This is a genomic window from Indioceanicola profundi (assembly GCF_003568845.1).
GTDB classification, from domain to species: domain Bacteria; phylum Pseudomonadota; class Alphaproteobacteria; order Azospirillales; family Azospirillaceae; genus Indioceanicola; species Indioceanicola profundi.
The window spans coordinates 87,288-110,489 of the sequence record NZ_CP030127.1; the positions used below are offsets into that span (position 1 = coordinate 87,288).

Consider the following 23,202-nt stretch of genomic DNA (forward strand, 5'->3'; position numbering starts at 1 on the left):
GGTTTCTGAGGCGTCGCAGATGGGTCTATCTGTCCCGGCCCTTGCGGACGCGGTTCCTACCGAACTCTGGCTCGATGCTCTCGAGGCGGAGGCGCTTGCCCACCCGGCCTCAAACCATCGGCTGCTCCGCCGGATCGCCGCGGGCGATTTCGCCGATATGCCGGAGGTACTGCGCACCATCGCGCTGCAGTACGGCCAGTACAGTCGGCACTTCATCAGCTATGTCGAGGGCGTGATCGCACAGCTCTCGAACCCCCGGCACGCGGACGCCCTTCGGCATAATCTGGAGGAGGAGCTGGGATTGCTGCCGGATGGAAGCCAGGGCAAGCCGCACCGGGAAATCTATCAGGATTATCTCCATGCCATCGGCGTGGATGCCGATTACAGCCGTAGCCAGCCCCCCATTGCGGAGGGGCCGTCCTGGGCAACCGCATTCCGCAGCCTGTGCGCCGACCAGGGCGCTGCGGCGGGCATCGGGGCGCTGGGCCTGGGCACCGAATTGATCGTCGCCCAGATTTACGGCTTCTTCCTCACGGCTCTGGAGCGTCACACCTCGCTCACCGAGGAGGACCGGCTGTTCTTCAGTCTGCACGCCGTATGCGATGTGGAGCATTCGGCGACCCTGCGCGGCATCGCCCACGATCTGGTGGAGAGCGAGCCTGCCGCTCGCAGCGAGGTCGAGCGTGGGATGCGCGCGGCATTGGCCCTGCGGGCTGAGTTCTGGACGGCGCTGGAAGGACATCTGGACCAACGCCTTGGGGCGAAGGCCGCCTGATGTCCGAACGTTCCGCCGATCCGGCGCGGCTCTATGATGGGAATGCGGGGCTCTGGCGTCGCACCGGCCCGAGCAGCCTGTCCGACTTTACCGGCCGTCCGCCCGTGCTGGAGCTGTGCGGCGGCGTTGCCGGGCTGGATGTGCTGGATGTCGGTTGCGGCGAGGGGTACGTCGCGCGGGAGATCAGGCGGCGGGGTGCGGCCCGCGTCGTGGGCTTCGACCTGTCCGCCCAGATGATCGAGCAGGCAAGAGCCACCGAGGCCGCCGAGCCGCTGGGGATATCCTATCATCATCTACCGGCGACGGAGCTGGACGGGCGTTTCGGCGCGTTCGACCTGGCCATTGCCGTCTTTGTCTTCAACTATGTCGCCATCGCCGACATGACGGAAATCATGGGGCGGGTGCGGCGGGTTCTGAAGCCCGGCGGCGCCTTCGTCTTCTCGGTCCCGCATCCGTCCCAGCACTTCGTCCATGATGGCCGCCCGCCCTTCTTCTTCGAGGGCTCCATTGGCTATTTCAGCGGCCGGGACCAGCGGCTTCCTGGGCAGATCCACTGCCGCAACGGGCGCGTGCTGCCGGTACAGTCCGTGCACAAGGTCTTCCAAGATTATTTCGACGGGCTTGCGGCGGCTGGTTTCACCAGCATGCCTACTGTCCGTGAGCTTACGGTTCGGCCGGAGCATCTGGAGATAGACCCGGATTTCTTCGGACCGGTGAAGGATGTGCCGCTCCATGTCGCCTTCCGCGTCACTGCCTGAAACCGGCGGTTCCACTGCCGTCATCCTGCGCAGCAACGACATCTGTCATCTTGGTATCGTCCGGGCCCTGAAGGCAGCCGGTGTCCGCACGGTCGCGGCGGTGTTCGACTATCCCGGAGCGCCCGATTGGCTGTCGGACGCCACCGCGGCGGCTGACCGGACCGTACGCATACCTAATCCCGGCGCGGATGAGGCCGGGGCCGTTGCCGCGCTGGAGCAATTGGGGATTGAGGAGGGTGCGGACGGTCGCCGGCCCATGCTGTGGGCGTCTTCCGATACCGGGCTGGTCCTGTTCGGCCGCAACGAGGAGCGGCTTGGAAAGCGGTTCCGGTTCCTGGGCGAAGAGCCCGATGGAAGGGTGCCCTGGCGAACCCTGGACAAGGGCCGTACCGCCGCCATCCTGGACGCTGCCGGGGTCGGCCAGCCGCTGACCCTTGCCTGTTCGACGTCTGGTGAGATACCGGCGGTCGCGGCCGCCATGCGCTATCCATGTGTCTACAAGCCCGCCGTGAAGGACCTGACCCAGAGCTTCTACCGGGGCCATGGCGGGTTGAAGGCGGTCACATGTGCCGATGCCCGCGAATTGAGTGAGCGGTTGCCGGCTGAAATCGCGGCGGGCCACCGGCTGGTTGTGCAGGAGCTGGTGGAATATGAGGGCGTGGAAGCCGAGGTGCCGTTCTACGCCTATGTGGACCGCTGCCACCGCATCCGCATGGCCCTGACCGCCTGCAAAGAGCGGGTGGAACCGCCGGGCTTCGGCACCGCCACGGTGCTGCGCATCACATGGCATCCAGAGCTGCTGGAGGCGGCGCAGACCATCGCGACGGCCCTGGCCTGGCACGGCCCGCTGATGATCGAGTTCACGCGCGATATGCGCACCGGTGCGTGGCAGGTGATCGAGATCAATGGCAGACCCTGGCTTCTGAACGACTTCTACCGTCGAGCCGGCTTCGACTTCGTCGGCATGATCTATCGGGAGCATGAATTGCCAGATGGCCTGATGGTCCCCTCCCCTGCCCTTCTGGCGCGCCGCCCGGTCATGGTGGACATGCCGGCAGAGCTTGCGGCCATGCGCCGGCATGGGGAGGCGGTTGATCAGCCCGTAATGGACCGCAGGCTCGCCGGGATCGGCGGTGATATCTATTTCAGCTACGACGACCCGGACGATCCCGGTCCGGGACGGGCCTGCCGACAGGCTATAAAGCAGCGGTACGGCGTGATCTATCCGCCCTCGTTTGACGATATGGGCGTCGCCGCGGACGCAGGCGGAAATAACAATCAACCCGGTTTGGATCAGCCCTTGCGGCGGGAGATGGTGTGATGACGGTCGATACGGCGGCGCTGTTGGACGGGGCCACGCTGAGGGTCTCCGGCCTTGCGGCACTGGACCCGGCAGAGGTGCGCCGGATCATGGTCAAATACAGCTTCTGCCGCATCCGCGGCCTGTTCGGTGCCGCGGAAATCCGCGCCGGGCTGGAAAGCCTGCGCCGGGGCTTCGACCCGTCCTTGGACAACCCTGTTATCGGGGAAGCGCCAGGCGCTGTGATGAAGAATTTCCAGAAGCTGGCCATCGGTGGGACGATGCAGAGCTGGGCGTACCGGCCGCGCTTCATCCGCATCCTCTACAATCCCCTGTGGGAGGCGGATATCTACGGGTTGCACGGGCTTTTCCGCAAGCTGGCGGCATTGCGGAACCGGCTGCAAGGCCATCCCGAGGGCTATGCCATCGACACCGTCGACGGCGGCATGTGGACGGCGGCCCGGGTGCAACATTACCCGGCGGGCGGCGGCTTCCTGATCCCCCATCGTGACACTGTGATCAGCAAGGTGAACAGCGATGCGGGGATCGAGCAGTTCTACCAGATACTCCTCCCCCTGACCCAGAAAGGCGTGGATTTCGAGCGTGGCGGCGGCTTCGTCGAGCTGGAGGATGGCGAGGGTCAGCGTGTCTACATCGAGGACAATATCGAGGCCGGGGATGTGGTCATGTATGACGGCCGCACCGTTCACGGCGTCGCCGACATCGACCCCCATAAACGCGTGAATTTGCAGACAATGGACGGGCGGGTCGTCATGTTCGCCTCCCTCTACAAGGATATGTCGGGAGACAGCCGGCTTTATGCCGAGTACGACCATATGGAACGGGAGGCGAAGGCATGAGCGCCGGCGATCAGAAGCCCAGCGGCGGCGTGGCCGCGCGTGTGGACACCCGAAGCGACGATTACCGCTCAGCCGAGCGCGAGCTTTACGGCATGTTGGACAGCATCTCGCTTCCCCGTGAGGAGATTTGCGAGAACCTGATGCTGTTCACGACCCCACAGCAGCTTCGCCGTCAGCTTTTCCTGTACGAAATTTATAAGAAAATCCTGGATGTGCCGGGCAGTATCATGCAGTTCGGCGTCCGCTGGGGGCGGGAGCTTGCCCTGTTCGAGGCGCTGCGCACCACATTCGAGCCATTCAATCACAGCCGCAGGGTCACTGGCTTCGACACGTTCGAGGGCTATGTGGGGCTGGATGCGAAGGACGGCCCGTCGCAGCAGATGAAGGCCGGCAATCTGGCCACCACGGCTGGCTATGACGCAGAGCTGGAACAACTGCTCCGCACTCGTGAGGCACTGAGTCCCATTCCCCACGTCAAAAAGTTCGATCTGGTGAAGGGAGACGTGGAGCAGACCCTGCCGGCCTATCTGGCGGAAAATCCGCATACTGTAGTGGCACTGGCCCATCTGGACCTGAATCTCTACCGCCCCACCCGCTTCGCACTGGAAACAATCCGGCCCCATCTCACCAAGGGCAGCATTGTCATCGTGGATGAGGTCAATCTGAAGACCATTCCAGGAGAGACGCGGGCGCTGATGGAGGTCTTCGGCCTCAACAACATCCGTCTCCGCCGCGACCCGATGGTCGGCCCGACCTGGCCGGCCTACTTCGTGATCGAGTAACCGGCACAGCCGGCCGGAAACGGTTTTTACGCCAGGGCTTTCATGGCCGCATCCAGCACACGCTGGATATCCACGCCGGGCCACATTGGCAGGCGGATCAGGCAGTTCTCGGCATGGCGGGTCACGGGGCAATCGCCATTTGCCCGCCCCAGCCTTCTGCCGGCCGGCGTATCGTGCAGGGCGACATAATGGCGGAACACCTTGATCCGTGCCTCCGCCATTGACGCGGTGAACCGATCGGCCCTATCCATGTCGGTGAAGCGTAAGAAGAAGATATGGCCGTTGTGGCCAATTCCGGGACCCAGTTGCGGAAGCTCAAACCGGCCGGAGCCGGATAGCGGCGCAAGCTCACGCATATAGGTGTCCCAAAGGTCGCGGCGTGCTGCGGTTACACGCTCGACATCCTCCAACTGCACGGACAACATGCCGGCCTGAAGCTCGCTCGGCAGGAAGGAGGAGCCGAGGTCGATCCAGGTGTACTTATCGATCTCTCCTCGCACCCAGCGCTTTCGGTTCGTGCCCTTCTCCCATAGCACCTCTGCCCGCTCCACCAGTTCCGGGTCGTTGATGATCAGCGCGCCGCCCTCCCCGCAGTGGATGTTCTTGGTGGCATGGAAGGAAACGGCCGCGAGATCGCCGAAGGTGCCAAGAGGTCGGCCATAGAAGTCTGCCCCGATGCTCTGGGCGGCATCCTCGATCAGTCTCAAGCCATGGGCGCCGGCGATCGCCTTCAGCTCGTCTATCGCGCAGGGGGCGCCAGCATAGTGTACGACGCAGATGGCCTTAGTCCTGGGCGTGATTGCCGCCTCCACCTGCACCGGATCAATGGTCATGTCCTCCGGCCGGGCATCCGCAAAGACCGGTACGGCTCCTCGAAGTGCGAACGCGGAGGCGCTGCTGACGAAAGTGAAGGAAGGTACGATCACCTCGTCGCCTGGACGAAGATCCAGCAGCAGGGCCGACATCTCCAGTGCCGCTGTACAAGAAAGAGTCAGGAGAACCGGCGCATCATTGTGCATGCGGCTGAGCATGTCCTGACACCGCCGCGTGGCAGTTCCGCCGCCATGCATCGTGCCGGTCAGGACCTCGGCAAGTGCCGCAGGCTCCCGCCCAGTCAGATAGGGTCGGTGGAACTCAACAGCGTCGGAAAGGCTGCCGACGGTGCGGCTGTCCGGGATCATGAAATCTGCCCGATCGTTCGGAGCAATACCAAGGGATATTAAGGCCGGTGAAGCGTTAACGAAAGCTCTATCGAAAGAGACCGATTCCGGCAGGCAAAACAGGAACGCCGTTCCGGATGGACCTATTGATCAGGCGAACCTGCCTAGCTTGGTCAGGCAATGAGCACGGGATTTCGGTGGCAATGCGGCTGAACATCGGCCACTTGCGTGGAGGCGGCAATATTATCCGGCGTCGGATAATGCGCCGTAACCAGTCCCGCCGCTCTCTGTTGGGGCCTGAACCAACATGTGGACAAAGGAGCCAAGGCATGAATGGTAGAGACCAGCAGGGCCGCTCCAATCCAGGCGGCGGAACGGAACCGATGAAGCCCGGCAGCGAAGCCCCAGCAGGAACCGTTGGAACAGGCGACGCCGTTTGTCCGGCCTGCAAGGGCACCGGGGTGATTTCGAGGAGTGAGGGCGGCTCTCGTTGTCCAAACTGTGCCGGTACTGGCGTGGTGACAGAAGGAATTGGCGGGGCATAACGCTAGTGCGCTGGTCCGCGGGTATCCGGCCCTAGCTTGATGGAGACGAGCAGTTTCTGCAGATGCCCAATCTAAGCCGGGTAGGATGTTGCGTCCTGCCCGGCGCCTGTCTTGTCACAGGAAGCTTTGAGTCCTGGTGCGGCGAGGCCGTGCAGATGGCCAGCAACTACGCTAGGCTAGAGTTCGGTTTGAACAATCTCCTGCCAATATCCTGCATGCCGCCCAGAAAGTTCCCGCCCGACATGGTGTCCAGTTCAGATGGCTCGGCGGCCGTTCCGAAACGGCACCGTCGGCGCGATAATCCCGCACAGTTCGACCTGTTCGAGATGCCGGAGGCAACGGCTGTCATGCTGACCTTCTCTGGGCGGACGGTCGACCTTGAAAACCCTGATCTCTCCGCGTTTGACATCACGGACATAGCGCGCCCTCTTGCGTACCAGTGTCGTTTCGTGGGCAATACCATTGCCTTTTATAGCGTGGCACAGCATTCAGTGCTCGCAAGCTACTTGGCACCCAAGGGATTCGAATACGATGCCTTGATGCATGATGCCGAGGAAGCGTTCACAGGCGATTGGCCGACGCCCTGGAAGGTGCGGATTGGCAGGGCAGCGATTGAGGAAGCTGTCGCTCCATTGAAGCGCGAGATCGCCGAACGGTTCGGAACTCGCTATCCCCAACCCAAGGAAGTCAAGCTGGCGGACCAGCGTGCGCTGGCAACGGAGCTACGGGATCTCTGCGCACCCCATCGGGTAAACTGGAAGGACCTGCCCAGTCCGGCAGTAGAGCCGATCCAAGCGCTTGCGCCGGAGGATGCGCTTCGATCCTTTCTTCAGCGCTATCGCGAGCTGCGCAAAAGCTGACTATCCGACGTCGGATGCAGTCTGAATGCACGGCGGCAACTGGTTCCAGAGCGCAGGCATCTGGTTGACGAACGCCGTCAACCAGCTATAAATTGCGCCTGGGGGGGCATCACCGATGATTGGACAGGAACTACGTACCTTCCGGGAAGAACGGCTGAAGCTCAGTCAATCGGACTTCGCGGCATGGCTCAATGCACGGCTGTCGCGCCGTTATGACAAGGCCCGGATCAGCCGGTGGGAGTCCGGACGGGAGCCTATTCCAGAACCCGTATCCCGTCACCTGAAGGAGAGGCGCATGGGCGTCACGATCGCAATCGCCAACCAGAAGGGTGGCGTCGGAAAAACCACAACAGCTGTCAACCTGGCTTCGGCTTTGGCGGAAATCGGCCGCAAAGTCTTGGTCGTGGACGCCGATCCCCAGGCGAGTGCAACGGCCGCCGTTGGGCTGGACGCCTTCGAGTATGAGCAGCGTCAGGCGACGCTCTACCATGTGCTCTTTGGCAAGGTGGACGTCTCCCAGGCGCTGATCCAGATCGAGTCCGCGCGCTTTGACCTTCTTCCATCCGGCATTTCGCTGGCGGAAGGTGAGATGCGTATCCGCAATGAGGCGGGGGGTGAACTGGTGCTCCGCGAAGCTCTCCAGCCGCTGCACGACGTCTATGATTTCATTCTGATCGACACTCCCCCGAATCTCGGCCCCATGACGGCGAACGGCCTTGCCGCCGCGCACAAGGTGCTGATCCCGGTCAAGACGGCGTTCCTGGACATGCTTGGAATTCCGCTGCTGCTGGAAACTGTTGGGAAGCTTCAGCGCAGGCTCAATCCCAGCCTGACAGTCGTCGGTATCCTTCCCACGCTTCACGACCCGCGTCTCAGCGTGAACCGGCAGGTTCTGGAGGAGCTGCATGAGCGGCTTGGTGCGCGGACGCGGATTTTCCCGCCAGTCCACCGCGCCACCGGATTCGACCAAGCTTCCTATAATGGCGAGGTGGCGCTGAAAGTGCTGCCGACGGATCATCCCGTGAATTCGTACCGCACTGTGGCTAAGGAGCTGGCCAATGAAGCTTAAGCGCCGGGAGACCTTTGGAACCGCGATCGACCGGGTGGCCAAGGACCCGCTCTTCGGTACCTCTGCCGACTTTCCCCGTCTGCTTGAACTCGATGTCGGGCAGCTCCAACCCCGTGCCGATCAGCCTCGTCGGCATTTCGATCCATCGGCTTTGGAAGAACTGGCCGCCAGCATGGCGCGGGTGCGGCTGATCCACCCAATCCTGGTGAGGGAGCGGGAGGACGCGCCAGGCGTCTTCGAGATCGTTTCGGGCGAGCGGCGCTGGCGTGCGGCACAGATGCTGGGATGGTCCACCATCTTCGCCATTGTCACGACGGGCGATGTGGATGAGATCGCCCTGATCGAGAACCTGCAACGTCAGGATCTGAATGCGCTTGAGGAGGCCAACGGCCTCCAGCGGCTTCTGGACAAGCACGGCTACACGCAGGAAGAACTCGGTGCCGCCGTCGGAAAGAGCCAGGGCCAGGTCAGTGCGTTGCTCCGCCTGCGGACGCTTCACCCGACGATCCAGACCGAGTATCCGACATCGGATAAGCAGGTTGCCCGTTCATTGCTGATCGAGCTTGCAACGATCGACGATCCGGACCGGCAGCTTGCCCTCTGGCAGCGCGCCAAGGACGGTACCCTGACCGTGCGTGCGTTGCGTCAGGAGAAGGCGGGTCATGCTATTCCAACGCCGAGCGTGCCTCGCGAGAAAGGTGGCGCCAAGGTTCTGATTTCCGGGCTGGATCGGGTGGTGAAGGAATTGGAGCGGGTCAAGTCGGCCCAGGGTACGCTCGATACTTCCAGCCGAAGCCAGCTGCGGGACATGGCAGCCCGCATTTCTACCCTGCTGGACGAGATATAATCCGCCTATCCGACGTCGGATAGCCTGCGTCAGGCCGGGGTGGCCTGCCATACCCAATGGCTGCCCCGCTTACTGATCTCTTGAATGTGGCCGGCCGCTTTCAACTCTTCCAGCATGTTCAGAATGCCTTGCTTGGTGGTGCCGATGAGGGATGCTGCTTCGGTACTGCCGATAGCCGGCCGCTCAATCATGACCTGGGCGAGGCGGGGCAGGCGGCTGGAACTTCGGCGGCCGAGGCTTGCCTGCATCAACCGGTCATGCTGACGCGTCAATTCTGACAATAAGTCCAGGCCACGCCGGGCTGCTCTATCCACGCCGCGCAGCCACGCCTCCTCCCAGCCAAGCCGCCAGGGGGCGAAGTCTCCGGCATGCCCAAGAAAGCCGGCCGACACCGGCAGGCTCAATCCATCCAGCACGCCCATACGCCAGGGCCAAGCAACGGCAAGTACGCGGCCAACACAGCCGCCCACGCTGTCCGCCAAGCCTTCCTCATGCCAGAGGGTTACGATCTCTGCGCCGACCAGCAGAGGAGAGCGGCTGCGCCATGCCTCAATGCGCTCCGGCATGAATATCCTGGCCAAGCCTTCCGCCGCCGTCTGTCGCTCCGCCCGTTGTTCGCGCAGCCAGCCGGGCAAGGCCCCCATCCGATCACCCGTGCGCCGACCGATAACCCCAGCCAGTCGTGTCAGCCGTCGCGGCGTCCAGAAGGACCGGGGGCTCCGCCGTGCCGCTAGACGAAGGATGTCCAGGATTTGCAGCCCGGCGGAAAGGGCAGGGGAGGGCGCGCCCTCGTGACCCAGACCACACTCCCATGCGAGCAGATCGCCAGCATCCAGCAGATGGCCGTCCAGCCGCGCCGATGCTGCCGCCTCCAGCAACATCATTCGCGCCTCCCACCCAATACGCACCGGTTCCGGTGCCGCCCGTAGACGTCCGTCGAGGCGGCCTACGGAAATCCCGGCCTCGATCGCCACTTCAGCGCTCACGGCGCTCGATTCCTTGCCGCGCTGTAGCCTTCCTTTCGAAGCCGGCGCCGCGAACAGATCCTCATCCGACACAATGGCCAAGTCCGGCGAAGGGCAATCTAGAATCGGATCCTCATCCTCCTCATCCCACCTGCGTTCCGGTAAGATGTCTTCATGGGAAGAGAAGCGGATTCTCATTGTGGTCCATCAGAAAAATATGGCGGAGCGAACGTCTTGGAATCTCACGGGGAGAGAGGCCAATCGTCAAGCGAAATGCAGCTTAGCTGGTGTATGGGCTCTGGCACAAAGTTTAATGCTGGCTGTAAGGCCTGTACGGAGCCCGCAGTCTCAGGCCGCGGCATTGGGCAGGGTAGCGATAAGGACGGCCTGACCAGGCATGTTGTTTGCGGAAATGGATGCGGCTTGGCGGCCGTCCGGCTTCATTGCGGTCGCGGGTATGGGCTACTCGTTATTTGAGCTCACCTTGTACTGCTGATCCGTAACCTGCTCCATCCAGTCGACGACTTCGCCCTCGACATGCTCCTGGATGGCGATATGGGCCATGCTGTTGGTGGCGGTGGCACCATGCCAATGCTTCACCCCGGGCGGAATCCAGACGACGTCTCCGGGCCGGATTTCTTGCCGCTCGCCTTCCCATTGCTGGACCCAGCCCGTCCCCGCGGTCACGATCAGGGTCTGGCCGGCGGGGTGGGCGTGCCAAGCGGTGCGTGCGCCGGGCGCGAAGCTGACATTGGCCCCGGCGGCTCGGGTGTGCTCCGTTGCCTGGAACAACGGGTTCACGATCACGACGCCGGTGAAGCTGGCTGCGGGGCCGCTGGCGGAGGGGCGTGTACCGTTCCGCGTGACCTCGATGCCCTGCGCCAGGGCGGGCGCGCCGGCCAGAAGCGTTCCCGACAATATGGCTGCTGCAAGCGTTTTCATAACCTTCTCCCGATAGGGTCGCGAGTGTGGGGTGGCGCTGAGCGTATCCTCGATCGACCCAGGCCACGAATTCGGAGCGGGGTGTCGGCGGCGGGCCGGACGTTGGCCCCATGGGAAACCAGCCACAGCCGGGACTGCGGCCCATGCTGCCCGCGCCTCATCCCTTCACGGCTGCGCGGGCCGCCAGGTAAGCGACGAGCCCGGAGATGCAGAGGATCATGGCACTGGCCGAGAAAGCCGCTTGGTGGCCGCCCATGTCGTACAGAACGCCGCCGAACGCAGCGCCCGCCGTGATCGCCAACTGGATGGCGGCCACCATGAGCCCTCCGCCGGCCTCGGCGTCGTCGGGCATCGCCTTGGTCAGCCAGGTCCACCATGCGACGGGCGCTGCGGTGCCGATCAGCCCCCAGCCCGCGAGCAGGATGCCCGTCGGAACAGGAAAGGCGCCCAATACGATGAGAGCAACCGCGATCAACGCCATTGCAATCGGTGTTGCGACCAGCACGCCGTAAAGGCTCTTCCGCAAGACGAAGCCGATGAGATAGGTGCCCAACAGCCCGGCACCGCCGATAACGAGCAGGATCAGCGAGAGCGTGGAGACGTCCAGGCGGGTGACGCTCTCCAGGAACGGTCTCAGATAGGTGAACAGGGCAAACTGCCCCATGAATAGGAGCGTGACCGCAGCCATGCCATACTTTGCCTGCGGCCGTCCCAGGACTTTGAAGACATTCGTTGTCCTGGTACTGCGGTCGGAGGGCATCGCGGGAAGGCTCGTGAACAGCCAGACAAGCGTGATCGCGGCGAGCGGAACAACACTGAAGAAGGCTCCGCGCCAGCCGATATACTGGCCGAGAAAGCTGCCCAGGGGCACTGCGATGGTCGTGGCCAGCGCGTTTCCGCCATTCAGGAGCGCCAAGGCGCGTGGCACCTGGTCGTCCGGCACCAACCGCATGACGGTTGCCGTGGACATCGACCAGAAGCCGCCGATGACGACGCCGATGAGGGCGCGCCCGGCCATGAGCACCGTGAAGTTCGGCGCAAAAGTAACGATGAGCCCCGAGGCGATCATCAGCAGCGCAAGCGCCAAGAGAACCCTGCGGCGGTCGATGCCCCTCGTCACCGACGAGATGAGAAGGCTCGTCATAACAGCAAAAATGCCTGACACCGATATTACCTGGCCGGCTCCGCCTTCCGTCAGGTGAAGGTCGGCTGCGATCGGCGTCAGAAGGCTGACCGGCATGAACTCGGAAGCGATCAGTGTCGAGACGCAAAGGGTGAGGGCGAAAACGGCTCCCCATCCTGCGGTCTGCGAGGAGGTGGTGCCGGCCGGATCGGCGGCTTGGAATGTCATCGATAGCTCGATCGGCTCATGGCGCCGGCAACATGCTTCGGCTCCGGACAGGGCGGACGAGGTGTCCGCAGCCATGAGATAGCAAGGAGGACCTGGGCGGAGCAGGCGGTCCTGGCTTGATGGATCAATGTGCGGAATTCAACGATCCATAGCCGGATGCCCGATGTTCAAAGCCCCAGCGGCCGGATCTCGCGCACGAGATCGATGAACAGACGCAGCGCCGCGGGCACTTGGCGCCGGCTCGAATAGTAGATGTGGAAACCCGGCCCGAGCGGCGCCCATTCATCCAGAACGCTGACGAGGGCGCCTTCCAACAGCGCTTGGCGCACCATCGGCTCGCAGACATACATCAGCCCCGAGCCCGCCTTCACGGCTGTCAGCGCGACCTGTCCCTGGTCGACGATGAGCGCCCCAGGCACGCTGACGTCCAGTCGCTCCTCGCCGCGTTCGAATTCCCATCGATAAATACGGTCGTCGCCAATGCGGATGCGGATACAGCGATATGACCGAAGCTCATCGGGATGGGTTGGCGCGCCGAACCGCTCGACATAAGCTGGAGCCGCAACAACGAGCCAACGGATATCGGCCGACAGGCGTTGGGCGATCATGTCCTCAGGCACGGTGCCGCCATAGCGGATGCCGGCATCGTACCCGCCGTCGATCACATCGATCATGCGGTTGCTGACGGAGACCTCAAGCTCCACGTCGGGATAGCGATCGAGAAAGGTGGACAGGACAGGGGCGACCAGATGGTCGGCGGCCTCGGTCGGAACGCTCAGCCGGATTCGTCCCATCGGGGCGTCGCGGAAGCGGTTGAGGACGTCGACCGCATGTCCGATCTCGTCAAATGGTTTGAGGATCGCAGACTGGAGCGCCTCGCCGGCCGCGGTCAGCGTCACGCTGCGGCTGGTGCGGTTCAGCAGGCGGACGCCAAGACGCTCCTCCAAGCCGCGGAGCGCGTGGCTCAGCGCTGAGGCGCTGATCCCGAGTTCGAGCCCGGCCCGACGGAAGTTCCGATGCTTGGCGATCTCAAGGAAGTAGGAAAGGTCGGCGAAGTCCGATCGGCGAAACTGCATCGGGCCACGGCTCCATGGCTGGGAAGATTGTCGAAACCGGGCTGCCAGAGGTTAGGCGACCGCATTGCGCCAACAAGGGCCTTGACGATCCAGCCCCGCACCCGCCGGGTTCACCTCCGCTTTTTCGGGCGAGACTACTCCACCTCCAACTCAATCCTAGCTGTAATCGCCCCTGGTTGGCGGAGCGCCTCCACACCTGCCTCGATGCGGCCCAAGGGGATCAGGCCCGCCGAGTAGTGAAAATCATGATAGAATACGGCCAGATTGCCCCATGGGCTGTAGAATGTGATGTCTCCAGCTGAAGGAGCGTAGCCAGCCGGTGCACCGTCGCGGGTCAGTCTGTGAGGCAGGTTACTTATCTTTTCGGTGCTGCCGTAATCCTCCAGCGTCAGGGTCAGCGGCAACATGGCGGCGAATTCCCGGGCCGCCTTGCTGTCATTCAAGGTTCCAGTGAGAACGGCGTCCGCCAGGATAATCCGGATCTCGGTGGCCATGATTGGGGTCTCGTCGGGCATGATGCGCGCGGGCTGCGGCCGCGGAGGGCTTTGGGACCCTGCCTCGAAGCCGAGGCCAGCGATGACCAGGATGGGGACGGTTACAATGGAAAGACGTTTTGGCATTCGCCTCCATACGCCTCGATGGCTGGAACATCCCGCATCCTTCACGATGCGTTGAACCGGGCTCATCGGTCCGCTCTCCACGTCAGGCGTTATCGACACGGTATCTCAGCCAGACGGCGCCCTCCTCCATGACTTGGCTACCCAAGAGGTGCATGGCCTGGACCGGCGCGTGCTTGCCGGCGTCGGCCGGAGTGGAGTCGAACACGCTCGGCGCGCCCGCCGCGCCGTCGACCAGGCGATCAGGCTGATCTCGTCGACAAGGCCGGCGCGCAGGAAGGCCCCGTTGGCTATACCGCCGCCTTCGAGAAGCAGGCGCTCCACCCCGACCTCCTGGTTGAAGGCCTCCAACGCGCGGCGCAGGTCCAGGCTGGTCTCGCCGGCGACGACGTAGGAGACGCCATCCGACCGGAGTCCGGCGAGATGGGCGTCCGGAACCTGCTCGGTAAGAACAACGACGATCAGGTCGCCGCCGATATCCGACCGTCCCCAGGCGATCTTCCCCTGCGCATCGAGCACCACGGCATAGCTTGGCGCATCGCGTGTGGAAAACCAAGGCTCGCGCGGGAAGGTGATATCGGCGACGGCCGGATAGCTCCCGGCCTTCGCGAACTCCTGACCGGTCACGCGGCCGACCAGCCAAGCCTGACCGCCAAGCTCCTGGTGCAGGCGCTCGAACAGATCGGTCTCCAGGCCATGCGGACGCCAGCGGCTTGGCAGAATCCGGCCATCGATGCTCGATCCCATATGGCAGATGATGTGCGGCTTCAAGTTTCACTCCCAGTGCTTGCCGTGAAAGCCGCGCTCTTGGCGAAAATCCGGTGCAGATTGCTTCTTCTGGTCTCAAGCCTCCCGGCTTTGTTGGCGAGGCTCCGACGTGGCATACTGTCAACCTCTTGAAGGTAGTTGCGCGATGCCGGCGAGATGAGCCGGCTTTGTCATTATGGGGCGGTGAGCCGATTTCATCGCTGTAGCCAGCCTGACTGTGCCCTTACCTCAGCCTTCTGTACCCCGTTGCCTATGTCCGGGCGGACGTTGATCCGGACGGGATCGCTTCGGCCCTAATCTTTCGGAGTACGGCATTGAGGGGGCATGGCATCGGGATGTTAATGCCGTTAATGTCCAGCCCGGCCTCGGACGCTGCCGTTGACTGGTTCGTACCCGTGTACCTCAGCCACAACAGAGTTGCCCATGCTAGCCCAGGCTGGTGATCCTAACACGCTCGAACGCCTGCGGGGGATTGCCGCCGATATTGGCCGGTCCGTACTGGCTGCGGATGCCGTGGAGATCGATCAGGCCGGTCGCTGGCCGGAACGTGGTTTGCGCGCCCTTGCTGATGCAGGATTGATGGGCCTGCATATTCCAAAGCGCCTGGGCGGACAGGAACAGGGTCTGATCGCGCTCGCCGTCATTACGGAGGAGTTGGGACGACATTGCAGCTCGACAGCCATGTGCTTCGGCATGCACAGCGTTGCTGCAAAGGTCTTGTCGGCAAAGGCCACTCCGTACCATGAGGAGCATTTCCTCCGGCCGATCGCGCTGGGTCGCCATATCACGTCGCTGTCCTTGAGCGAGTCCGGGACAGGCGTGCACTTCTTCCTACCGCGGGCCCAATTCTATCAGGACGGCGACAGTCTCGTGCTGGAGGGCAGCAAGAGCTTTGTGACGAGCGGTGGCCAAGCTGACTCCTACGTGATGTCAGCGGTTGCGCCGGGCCAGGAACTCGATCCCGGCACCTTCACCTGTTTTGCCGTTGAAGCTGGCACGCCCGGCCTTGAGTGGCAGCAGGACTGGCAAGGGTTCGGCATGCGGGGCAACAGCTCGCGTGGCGTGCGGCTCAACAGCGTTCGCATTCCTCGAGAGAACCTGCTTGGCGCACAAGGCGATGAGATCTGGTACGTGTTCGAGGTTGTCGCACCGTATTTCATCATCGCGATGGCGGGCGTATACCTTGGCATCGCACAAGCAGCGTTGGACGCAGCGACCGCCCACCTCAAGGAGCGCCAGCACACACATACGGGCGGAACGCTCAGCGAAGTTCCTGTCCTGGCAAACCAAGTCGCTGAAATGTGGATCGCGGTTCAGCGGACGCGCCAGCTTATCCACCACGCCGCTCGTTCGGGAGATGCCGGTGATGCGCAGACGGCGCTCGCGTTGTTCGCGTCAAAGGCCGATGTCGCGGACATGGTGACCTTTGTTACGCAGCAAGCCATGATGCTGAGCGGCGGTAAGGGGTATGGGCAGAACAGCCACATCGCCCGGCTGATGCGCGATGCCCAAGCGGCACATGTCATGGCGCCGACCACGCAGCTTCTCAAGACTTGGCTGGGCCGGTCGTTGCTCAACCTTCCACTGCTATAAGGGGCGAATTGGATGAGTGCTCCGGTCACGTACCGGATTGTTCTTGTTGGCACGCGGGAGGATCTCGCGCGTGTTCGCACGGCAGTGGACTCCATACCGACGCATTTCGATGTTGAATTCTTTGAGCGCCCCGCCGAGGGAATGGTTCCATCCGCTGACATCGTCGCCTCATCCCCAGATATCATTGTCATCGGTGCATCACAGCAAGGTCCCCTGCCGCTGGCCCGTCAGATGCGGACAGCCTGTCCCACGTCGCAGATCGTCTTCCTCCTCGCGCCTGAGCGGCTTGAGCGCTTCCGGTTGAGCCTGCCCTTCGTCCCGAACCTCGCGTCTGCATGGACCGCGAGCATGACGGCTGACGCTTCAAGTCTGGGCGCCTTGCTCACTGAGGCGGCCCACGCCGCCCGCGAGCGCGCCGCGACGTCGATCGTGTTGGGGCGGATCAATCAGAAGCTGGCGCTCGCAGCCAGGGGCTCAACCGAGCAGGTCAGGCGCTCGCAGTGGGCGCTCTCCGAGCGTTACCTTGCGACAGTTCTCACGCAGTCACCCGATGCTTTCATTGCCCTTGGGAAGGATGGCGCGGTCATTGCGCACAACGACGCGGCCGCACGCCTGTTCGGTGATGGGTTGGAAATGGCGCAGGCCAGCTCGGTGACAGCTCTCTTCCCGGAAGAGGAGCATGCAAAGATTAGAGAAGCAGTTGCGCGTGCCTGGAGTGGCGAGGTCCAGGCGCATATCGATGCTTGTGTGATGGCCAAGGACGAAACCTGCATCTATGTCGAGCTTTCGCTGGCCACCGTCAACGATGAAACCGGCGTGGCGGCCGGCGTCTCCATCATCGCCCGGGATGTTACGGAGCGCCAGCGCACGCAGGACCGCCTGCGCGAAGCGGAACGCAGGCTGAATGCTGTCCTTGATAACGCCTCGGTATCTGTCTTCCTCATGGATGAGCGTCAGCACTGTATTTACATGAATGCCGCAGCCGAGAGGCTGACCGGCTACAGCTTCGCGGAGATGCACGGCCGGCCATTGCATGATGTGATCCATCATACCCGGCCCGACGGCACGCATTATCCTATAGAGGAGTGCCCGATCGACCGTGCCTTTCCGGAAAACAACAACATGCAAGGCGAGGACGTGTTCGTTCATAAGAACGGCCATTTCTATCCTGTCGCCTTTACGGCCAGTCCTGTTCGCGATGACGCTTCCCACACGATCGGGACCATCATCGAGGTGCAGGACATCACTGAACGCAAGCGGGCCGAGGCACGCCAGAAGCTACTTATCAACGAGCTGAATCATCGGGTGAAGAACACGCTGGCTGTGGTGCAGGGGTTGGCTCACCAGTCCTTTCGAGATGGCGCTCCCATAGCGCAGGCGCGCAAATCGTTCGAGGCGCGGCTCGGGGCCCTTTCCGTGGCGCACAACCTGCTGACGCGGCAGAACTGGGAGTCGGCACTGCTCGGCGATACCGTCGCGGCTGCGGTGAATGGGACGGCCGGAGGCAACGCGGATCGGGTGACTCTGCTCGGACCGGATATATTGCTGGCACCGCAGACAGCGGTTTCGGTCGGTATGGCTGTGCATGAACTTTGCACAAACGCCATCAAGTATGGCGCTCTATCAAACGCCAAAGGTCAGGTTTCTGTTCGGTGGGAGGTGCAGAACAATGACAGCGGCAGGCGCCTGCGGTTGGAGTGGACGGAGAGCGGTGGTCCGCCTGTCGAACCGCCAGCCCGTCGCGGATTTGGATCGCGCATGATCGAGCGCGGCTTGGCTGCTGAGTTGTCCGGCGAGGTGCGGCTGAACTTCCGCAAGGAAGGCGTCGTATGCACCATTGACGCGCCTCTCCCTCAGCCACTGAGGTAACCGATGCTGGCAGGCAAACGGGTGCTGATCGTCGAAGATGAGCCCGTCATTGGCTTTGTGCTCGAGGATATGCTGGATGCCATCGGATGCAAGCCGGTTGGGATCGCTACGCGTGTTGAACAGGCGCTGGAGATCGTTGCGGCGCGGGAGATCGATGCAGCCATTCTGGACGTCAACATTCACGGTCAGCGCAGTTATAGCGTGGCCGATGCGCTCGTCGCACAGGGCGTTCCCTTTATCTTTGCGACTGGATATGACGGCACTGAGCATCCGAGCCGATATCGGCAGGTGCTTACCTTGGCCAAACCTTACAGCATTGATGACGTGCAGCGTGCCCTGACAACTGTAACGGCCGGGACTGACGCTGGCCGGTGAAGAGCGGCCCAGCCGGCGCATCTGCTGTCGACCCGATCTCTCCAATGCGGACCACAAAATCTGAAGATCGCCCGAAAAGGAAGCCGACCGGGCGGCTACCGAAGTCTCCTACCAGAGGGTCTTTCCCTTCGAGTACAAAGCACCGGACCATTGGGGTGTAGACCGGCGCAGGATAGCGGGATACGGCGATGCCCGCATCGGACAGGCGCTGCCCTTGATCGGCGTCCAAATTCAGCTTCGCCTGCACCTAGGTAGACCGGTATGCTTCCGCTCGAGGCCATTGCAATATAAAACGATCGTTTTACATTGTACTTCATGGACAAGCGCACCGACATGATCGCGGGGGCGGCTCTCGCGTTCGAGGCCGAAGGCTTTCGAGGCATCGGCATCGACGGGATTCTTGCCCCCTCCGGAGCATCGACCCGCACGCTCTACAAGCACTTCGGCTCTCGCGACGGGCTGGTGCTCGCAGTGCTGGAGGAACGGCACCGCGCCTTCATGGCGCGACTAGAGGGGAGAAGTGAAGTAGCCGATCCCGTCGGCGAACTCTTCGACACGCTGGAGCGATGGCTGATCGAGCATGGAGCACGAGGCTGCATGCTGCTGCGCGCCCGCAGCGAATATGCCAACGCAAACGAGGACGTCGTCGCCCTTGTCCGGAGGCAGAAGGAGGAATTTGAAGGCGAGATCGCCAGGCGCGTTCAGACGGTGCTAGGCCGCGCCGATGCCGAGCTATCGACGCAAGTCTGGCTTCTTTTCGAGGGAGCGACGGCGGCGGCGAGCGTTTCCGACTTGTCGGTCGTCGGTGTGGCCAAACGTGCTGCGGCCATTCTGCTGACGGCAGCACAAGGCCGATCACAATGAACGGGCGGGGCAATTTTGTCGCGGCCGCCTTTGCACTCACGGCGCTGGCGTACGGCCTTGCGCGCTTCGCCTATGGGCTCCTGCTTCCCGATATCCGGGAAGATCTTTCCTTGAGCGCGACGGGGGCCGGTTGGATCGGGGGCAGCGCCTTCGCGGCCTATTGCTTCGGCATCATCCTCGCTTTTGTCGCCGGCGCCCGGCTCGGCGAGCGCCATACCGCAGTCTTGGCCAGCCTGATGGCGACCTGCGGGCTGGCGCTCGCCGCCGTCGCGTCATCGGGCTGGTGTCTCGGACTGGCGATCGCGCTTGGTGGGCTTGGCACCGGGCTGACATCCCCACCGCTTGCTGCGGCGGTGGAGCGATGCCTGGACAACGCGGCGCGGCCAAAGGCAAACGGGGCGATCAACGCCGGCACGGCGGCCGGAATTGTCTTTTCCGGTATCGCGGTCATGGTGTTCGCCGGTGGCTGGCGCGCGCTTTACATCGTCTTCGCGGTGATCGGCGCGATGGTGACGGTCTGGTTGTGGTTCGCCACACCGGCAGTTGCCCGCGAGCGGGCATCGGGTGAGCTGTCTCTCAAACACCTGACGCGTAAGGGTGTTTGGGAGCTATGTGCTGGCGCGTTCCTGATGGGTGCCGCCAGCACCGCGATCTGGACCTTCGGGGCCAACATCATGCGCGACGATCTCGGGTTTGCCGATGGTCGCATCGCGCTTGCCTGGATTGTTCTGGGCAGCGCCGGCATTTTCGGCGCGGGGACAGGCATTCTCACAGTCCGCTTCGGGATCGGGCCGGTCCATCGTTTTGCGGTATTCGCGATGGTCCTGGCCCTGATCGGGCTTGCTGCCGCGAGCCTCGCTCCAATGATCGCCTTCGCTGTCATGGGGCTGTTCGGCGTGGCCTACATCGTATCGAGCGGTGCTTTTCTTTTATGGGGAATCGCACTGTGTCCCGATCGCCCGGATTTCGGCCTCGGGCTCCCATTTTTGATGATCGCGCTCGGGCAGACCGCAGGGGCTCCCCTGTTCGGATCCGTTTTCGACCTGGCTGGCAGCGCGACGGCGCTTCTCTCCTCCGCCATGGTGATGGCAAGTGCTGCGATCTGGACCGAAAGCGTGACCTCGATATACGGGAAAGGGGGCGCGCCGCAGCGGGAAGCTGCGTCTTCTTGCGAGGCGTCTAGACCGTCGGGTTTCTCCGCAACGCCGCGCGAGACGCCTTCGGGTGGGCGCCATTATGGTGATCGGATGGACTGACCTTGAGGCCCTCTCTTGCTGAACGATCCTCGTAGACCCGAGAACCGCGAGCCGGAGATCGAGAAATATCCACGGGATGTCCGGTTCCTCATTCTGACAGGAGCCGCGATTATCCCGTGGGTCATGATCGGGTACGGTGCCGCCCTGGCTTCAAAACGGTCCCGGAGATAGGGGCCGAGCCCGCAAGGTCCTCAGCCTCGGCCCAAGCCGCCGTGGTCTATGGGGCTGGTCCGGCGGCATTGTCACGGCAATTTCGGCGGCAGTCCGTTCACTAGGTAGCTGGTTGGACACCACCGATCTTGAACGTCCGTCATCAGTTCCATCCGCCGTCATCCAACACCCGATCCGGCCGGTTTTGCGGTTCAGGTTGAGCTACGACACAGGCCATGGACGAGAAGCTCTCTGCACGCCGGCTCAGTTCGCGTGACCCTGCCACGCCGCCGAAAGCATCCGTGTCATAGCGGCTTTCATGTCTCTGGCCGGCGGCAGTCCGAACATACGGCCATATTCGCGCGTGAACTGCGGAACGCTTTCGTAACCCACCGCGTAGGCGGCGTTACTGATCATTGCGCCATCCGCCAGCATCATCCGGCGCGCCTCAATCAGTCTGAGCTGCTTTTGAAACTGAAGCGGGGTCAGAGAGGTGATCGCCCGGAAATGCTCATGGAACGACGACACGCTCATACCCGCAGCCTCGGCCAGTTGCTTCACCCTGAGCGGTTCGGCGAAGTTCGCGCGAATGAGCGCCACTGCGCGGGCAATCCGTTGCGCATGGCTGTCAGCAACGCCGAGGCTACGGATCGCTCCCCCGTGTCGACCCGAGAGCAGCCAGAAATGCAATTCGCGAAGCAGCTGCGCCTGCAGGATCGGCACCGAGGCAGGCCGGTCAAGCAGTCGCATCAGGCGCAACGCGGCATCGGCTGCTTCGATTTCTGTTGGATTGACGCGAACCGCCGCGCCGGTAGCGACAGGGAGGGCGCCCATTTCTACGACAAGCGCCTCGATCACGGCGGGATCGAGGTCCAGGACGAGCGAGAAATAGGGAACAGCGATGCTGGCGCGTGTGATCTGGCTGACCGTCGGGACGTCTGCGGTGATCAGAAGGGAATCGCCGGCACCGAAGTCGAAGCTATCGCTTCCCATGGCAACCCGCTTGCTGCCCTGGAGCACCAGGGCGACCAGCGGCTTGCAGATGGCGTATTGCATCAAGCTGGGAGCAGTCTCGCGAATAACCCTGAGTCCGGGGATCGGCGTTTGAGCAACCCCGTTCTCGTCGGCATGTGCTTCCGCATAGCGGCGGACGGCATCAAGCAAAGCGTCGGTCATGCACAGACACTAATCCGCATTGTTTGACGTCGCAACGCCTGGCGGAGGATCAGGCAAGAATGGCCTAGGATCCGGCAACATGGATCGGAGTTGGTCGACGATAGTGGGGTGAACGCAATGCTCACCTCCAAAGGAGTCATCTAATGACCACCATTTCGATCGTTACCGGCGGCAGCCGTGGCCTCGGCCGCAACACCGCCGTCAGCATCGCCCGCCGTGGCGGCGACGTCATTCTCACCTATCGCAGCGGCAGCGACGATGCGAATGCCGTCGTCGCCGAGATTGAGAGGATGGGGCGCAAGGCGGTCGCCCTTCAGCTCGATGTTGGCGCCGTCTCCACCTTCCCAGCTTTTGTCGAGAGCGTCCGTGCGGCGCTGCGGTCCAGCTGGGCTCGGGACAGCTTCGACCATCTCGTCAATAATGCCGGGCATGGCGAAATGGCCGCCCTTGCAGATACAACCGAAGCGCAGTTCGACAGCCTGTTTGATGTCCATGTCAAAGGCGTGTTCTTCCTGACCCAGGCTCTTCTGCCTCTCCTTGCCGACGGCGGTCGCATCGTGAACTTCTCGTCGGGCCTGACGCGTATCTCCTATCCGGGCTTCTCGGCCTATTCCGCCGCCAAGGGGGCAATCGAAATCCTGACGCTCTACATGGCCAAGGAACTAGGTAGCCGCGGCATCACCGCAAATACGATAGCGCCGGGCGCGATCGAGACCGACTTCCTGGGCGGCGCCGTACGCGATACGCCCGCCTATAATGAAGCGTTCGCCGCCATGACAGCGCTTGGCCGCGTCGGTCTCCCCGACGACATCGGCCCGGCAGTCGCGAACCTGCTCAGTCCGGACAACCGGTGGATCACCGCACAGCGGATCGAAGTGTCGGGTGGCCAGAACATCTGATCGCAGAGGGCGCACGAAGCCGTTGCGTCATAGCGCGGGGCCTTGAGGAGATGGGCGGAGGAGCAACATCCGCGATCAGGTCATCCCCTCCGCCTGGATGATCCTGCAGAACGCCATGGCCTCCCCCGGGAAGTCACCGGCCCACTGCCAAGCTCCGCTGGACTACAGCCCGCTGGACCTGCATACGCCCCGTTTTCAGCTGGGCTTAAAGGGCTTTTCATGCCTTGGCCGATTATCCCGGCCTCCATGAATGCCAAGCTCTGGGGAACCCGGGACGCTTCCGGGAGATCGCCAGGAGACAGCAACTTGGCGAATGGAACCCCTTGTCCTGGCATCTAGCTGGGC

Annotated in this window: 21 protein-coding genes and 1 pseudogene; 14 read left to right on the forward strand and 8 right to left on the reverse strand. The window is 62.9% G+C overall.

Annotation, left to right across the window (positions count from 1 at the left end):
* Positions 1–19: 19 nt before the first annotated feature.
* From DOL89_RS16835 to DOL89_RS16855, 5 genes are read left to right on the forward strand one after another with little or no spacing between them, the layout of a single operon-like run.
* Complete coding sequence (locus tag DOL89_RS16835; RefSeq protein ID WP_162937614.1) at positions 20–775, forward strand: TenA family transcriptional regulator; 756 nt, start codon at positions 20–22, stop codon at positions 773–775.
* A complete protein-coding gene (locus DOL89_RS16840; RefSeq protein WP_119680557.1) occupies positions 775–1,533 on the forward strand; it encodes a class I SAM-dependent methyltransferase in 759 nt (252 codons plus the stop codon). Before DOL89_RS16835 ends, DOL89_RS16840 begins: the two co-directional genes overlap by 1 nt.
* The gene (locus tag DOL89_RS16845) at positions 1,508–2,854 is read left to right on the forward strand and encodes a carboxylate--amine ligase (protein WP_119680558.1); all 1,347 of its coding nucleotides are present in this window, start codon (positions 1,508–1,510) and stop codon (positions 2,852–2,854) included. The genes DOL89_RS16840 and DOL89_RS16845 overlap by 26 nt, the downstream gene beginning before the upstream one ends.
* Positions 2,854–3,693 (forward strand): hypothetical protein, encoded by an 840-nt coding sequence (locus DOL89_RS16850; RefSeq protein WP_119680559.1) that lies wholly within the window; start codon positions 2,854–2,856, stop codon positions 3,691–3,693. The genes DOL89_RS16845 and DOL89_RS16850 overlap by 1 nt, the downstream gene beginning before the upstream one ends.
* Entirely contained in the window at positions 3,690–4,475 is a 786-nt protein-coding gene (locus tag DOL89_RS16855) for a TylF/MycF family methyltransferase (RefSeq protein WP_225890013.1), read from the forward strand. The genes DOL89_RS16850 and DOL89_RS16855 overlap by 4 nt, the downstream gene beginning before the upstream one ends.
* 26 nt (positions 4,476–4,501) lie before the next feature.
* Here the strand turns inward: DOL89_RS16855 and rffA are convergent, their stop codons facing one another.
* Positions 4,502–5,656 (reverse strand): dTDP-4-amino-4,6-dideoxygalactose transaminase, encoded by a 1,155-nt coding sequence (rffA, locus tag DOL89_RS16860; protein WP_119680560.1) that lies wholly within the window; start codon positions 5,654–5,656, stop codon positions 4,502–4,504.
* A 679-nt stretch (positions 5,657–6,335) separates the two neighbouring features.
* Between rffA and DOL89_RS16870 the strand changes: the two genes are divergently transcribed.
* The 3 genes from DOL89_RS16870 to DOL89_RS16880 all read left to right on the forward strand — a co-directional run bounded on the left by DOL89_RS16870 (position 6,336) and on the right by DOL89_RS16880 (position 8,956).
* A complete protein-coding gene (locus tag DOL89_RS16870; RefSeq protein ID WP_225890014.1) occupies positions 6,336–7,040 on the forward strand; it encodes a transcriptional regulator in 705 nt (234 codons plus the stop codon).
* A 295-nt stretch (positions 7,041–7,335) separates the two neighbouring features.
* Positions 7,336–8,109: a ParA family protein gene (locus DOL89_RS16875; RefSeq protein WP_225890015.1), complete on the forward strand. Its 774-nt coding sequence runs from the start codon at positions 7,336–7,338 to the stop codon at positions 8,107–8,109.
* Entirely contained in the window at positions 8,099–8,956 is an 858-nt protein-coding gene (locus tag DOL89_RS16880; protein WP_119680563.1) for a ParB/RepB/Spo0J family partition protein, read from the forward strand. The genes DOL89_RS16875 and DOL89_RS16880 overlap by 11 nt, the downstream gene beginning before the upstream one ends.
* 29 nt (positions 8,957–8,985) lie before the next feature.
* Here DOL89_RS16880 and DOL89_RS16885 read toward each other — a convergent pair whose 3' ends face one another.
* From DOL89_RS16885 to DOL89_RS16910, 6 genes and pseudogenes are all read right to left on the reverse strand, one after another.
* Positions 8,986–9,942, reverse strand: a complete 957-nt coding sequence (locus tag DOL89_RS16885) for a hypothetical protein (protein ID WP_162937615.1) — start codon at positions 9,940–9,942, stop codon at positions 8,986–8,988.
* Positions 9,943–10,383: 441 nt separating this feature from the next.
* The gene (locus DOL89_RS16890) at positions 10,384–10,863 is read right to left on the reverse strand and encodes a (R)-mandelonitrile lyase (RefSeq protein WP_162937616.1); all 480 of its coding nucleotides are present in this window, start codon (positions 10,861–10,863) and stop codon (positions 10,384–10,386) included.
* A 157-nt stretch (positions 10,864–11,020) separates the two neighbouring features.
* Positions 11,021–12,214 (reverse strand): MFS transporter, encoded by a 1,194-nt coding sequence (locus tag DOL89_RS16895; RefSeq protein WP_119681326.1) that lies wholly within the window; start codon positions 12,212–12,214, stop codon positions 11,021–11,023.
* Positions 12,215–12,381: 167 nt separating this feature from the next.
* Positions 12,382–13,290 carry a LysR family transcriptional regulator gene (locus tag DOL89_RS16900; RefSeq protein ID WP_119680565.1) on the reverse strand — a complete coding sequence of 303 codons (909 nt, stop codon included), beginning with the start codon at positions 13,288–13,290 and terminating at the stop codon, positions 12,382–12,384.
* A gap of 134 nt (positions 13,291–13,424) precedes the next feature.
* Entirely contained in the window at positions 13,425–13,784 is a 360-nt protein-coding gene (locus DOL89_RS16905) for a cyclophilin-like fold protein (protein ID WP_119681327.1), read from the reverse strand.
* A gap of 208 nt (positions 13,785–13,992) precedes the next feature.
* A pseudogene (locus DOL89_RS16910) lies at positions 13,993–14,678 on the reverse strand (dihydrofolate reductase family protein).
* A 420-nt stretch (positions 14,679–15,098) separates the two neighbouring features.
* Here DOL89_RS16910 and DOL89_RS16915 point away from each other — a divergent pair.
* From DOL89_RS16915 to DOL89_RS16935, 5 genes are all read left to right on the forward strand, one after another.
* Positions 15,099–16,268, forward strand: a complete 1,170-nt coding sequence (locus DOL89_RS16915) for an acyl-CoA dehydrogenase family protein (protein WP_119680566.1) — start codon at positions 15,099–15,101, stop codon at positions 16,266–16,268.
* 12 nt (positions 16,269–16,280) lie between these two features.
* The gene (locus DOL89_RS25590) at positions 16,281–18,137 is read left to right on the forward strand and encodes a sensor histidine kinase (protein ID WP_119680567.1); all 1,857 of its coding nucleotides are present in this window, start codon (positions 16,281–16,283) and stop codon (positions 18,135–18,137) included.
* Positions 18,138–18,140: 3 nt separating this feature from the next.
* On the forward strand, positions 18,141–18,512 hold the full coding sequence (locus DOL89_RS16925; RefSeq protein WP_119680568.1) for a response regulator: 372 nt from the start codon (positions 18,141–18,143) through the stop codon (positions 18,510–18,512).
* A 315-nt stretch (positions 18,513–18,827) separates the two neighbouring features.
* Positions 18,828–19,376 carry a TetR/AcrR family transcriptional regulator gene (locus DOL89_RS16930; RefSeq protein ID WP_119681328.1) on the forward strand — a complete coding sequence of 183 codons (549 nt, stop codon included), beginning with the start codon at positions 18,828–18,830 and terminating at the stop codon, positions 19,374–19,376.
* Positions 19,373–20,632 carry an MFS transporter gene (locus tag DOL89_RS16935; protein WP_119680569.1) on the forward strand — a complete coding sequence of 420 codons (1,260 nt, stop codon included), beginning with the start codon at positions 19,373–19,375 and terminating at the stop codon, positions 20,630–20,632. Before DOL89_RS16930 ends, DOL89_RS16935 begins: the two co-directional genes overlap by 4 nt.
* Positions 20,633–21,046: 414 nt before the next feature.
* On the opposite strand, the gene DOL89_RS16940 is transcribed toward DOL89_RS16935, so the two are convergent.
* Positions 21,047–21,958 (reverse strand): AraC family transcriptional regulator, encoded by a 912-nt coding sequence (locus DOL89_RS16940; RefSeq protein ID WP_119680570.1) that lies wholly within the window; start codon positions 21,956–21,958, stop codon positions 21,047–21,049.
* A 143-nt stretch (positions 21,959–22,101) separates the two neighbouring features.
* Here DOL89_RS16940 and DOL89_RS16945 point away from each other — a divergent pair, with 143 nt between their 5' ends.
* On the forward strand, positions 22,102–22,857 hold the full coding sequence (locus tag DOL89_RS16945) for an SDR family NAD(P)-dependent oxidoreductase (protein ID WP_119680571.1): 756 nt from the start codon (positions 22,102–22,104) through the stop codon (positions 22,855–22,857).
* The last annotated feature ends 345 nt before the right edge of the window (positions 22,858–23,202 follow it).

Excerpts from the sequence above, each read along its gene's own strand:
- DOL89_RS16835 (WP_162937614.1), top strand. The coding sequence starts at position 20 with ATGGGTCTATCTGTCCCGGCCCTTGCGGACGCGGTTCCTACCGAACTC.
- DOL89_RS16850 (WP_119680559.1), top strand. The coding sequence starts at position 2,854 with ATGACGGTCGATACGGCGGCGCTGTTGGACGGGGCCACGCTGAGGGTC.
- DOL89_RS16870 (WP_225890014.1), top strand. The coding sequence starts at position 6,336 with ATGGCCAGCAACTACGCTAGGCTAGAGTTCGGTTTGAACAATCTCCTG.
- DOL89_RS16905 (WP_119681327.1), bottom strand. The coding sequence starts at position 13,784 with ATGGCCACCGAGATCCGGATTATCCTGGCGGACGCCGTTCTCACTGGA.
- DOL89_RS16895 (WP_119681326.1), bottom strand. The coding sequence starts at position 12,214 with ATGACATTCCAAGCCGCCGATCCGGCCGGCACCACCTCCTCGCAGACC.
- DOL89_RS16940 (WP_119680570.1), bottom strand. The coding sequence starts at position 21,958 with ATGACCGACGCTTTGCTTGATGCCGTCCGCCGCTATGCGGAAGCACAT.
- DOL89_RS16900 (WP_119680565.1), bottom strand. The coding sequence starts at position 13,290 with ATGCAGTTTCGCCGATCGGACTTCGCCGACCTTTCCTACTTCCTTGAG.
- rffA (WP_119680560.1), bottom strand. The coding sequence starts at position 5,656 with ATGATCCCGGACAGCCGCACCGTCGGCAGCCTTTCCGACGCTGTTGAG.
- DOL89_RS25590 (WP_119680567.1), top strand. The coding sequence starts at position 16,281 with ATGAGTGCTCCGGTCACGTACCGGATTGTTCTTGTTGGCACGCGGGAG.
- DOL89_RS16915 (WP_119680566.1), top strand. The coding sequence starts at position 15,099 with ATGCTAGCCCAGGCTGGTGATCCTAACACGCTCGAACGCCTGCGGGGG.
- DOL89_RS16945 (WP_119680571.1), top strand. The coding sequence starts at position 22,102 with ATGACCACCATTTCGATCGTTACCGGCGGCAGCCGTGGCCTCGGCCGC.
- DOL89_RS16845 (WP_119680558.1), top strand. The coding sequence starts at position 1,508 with ATGTCGCCTTCCGCGTCACTGCCTGAAACCGGCGGTTCCACTGCCGTC.
- DOL89_RS16840 (WP_119680557.1), top strand. The coding sequence starts at position 775 with ATGTCCGAACGTTCCGCCGATCCGGCGCGGCTCTATGATGGGAATGCG.
- DOL89_RS16925 (WP_119680568.1), top strand. The coding sequence starts at position 18,141 with ATGCTGGCAGGCAAACGGGTGCTGATCGTCGAAGATGAGCCCGTCATT.
- DOL89_RS16930 (WP_119681328.1), top strand. The coding sequence starts at position 18,828 with ATGGACAAGCGCACCGACATGATCGCGGGGGCGGCTCTCGCGTTCGAG.
- DOL89_RS16935 (WP_119680569.1), top strand. The coding sequence starts at position 19,373 with ATGAACGGGCGGGGCAATTTTGTCGCGGCCGCCTTTGCACTCACGGCG.
- DOL89_RS16875 (WP_225890015.1), top strand. The coding sequence starts at position 7,336 with ATGGGCGTCACGATCGCAATCGCCAACCAGAAGGGTGGCGTCGGAAAA.
- DOL89_RS16880 (WP_119680563.1), top strand. The coding sequence starts at position 8,099 with ATGAAGCTTAAGCGCCGGGAGACCTTTGGAACCGCGATCGACCGGGTG.
- DOL89_RS16855 (WP_225890013.1), top strand. The coding sequence starts at position 3,690 with ATGAGCGCCGGCGATCAGAAGCCCAGCGGCGGCGTGGCCGCGCGTGTG.
- DOL89_RS16890 (WP_162937616.1), bottom strand. The coding sequence starts at position 10,863 with ATGAAAACGCTTGCAGCAGCCATATTGTCGGGAACGCTTCTGGCCGGC.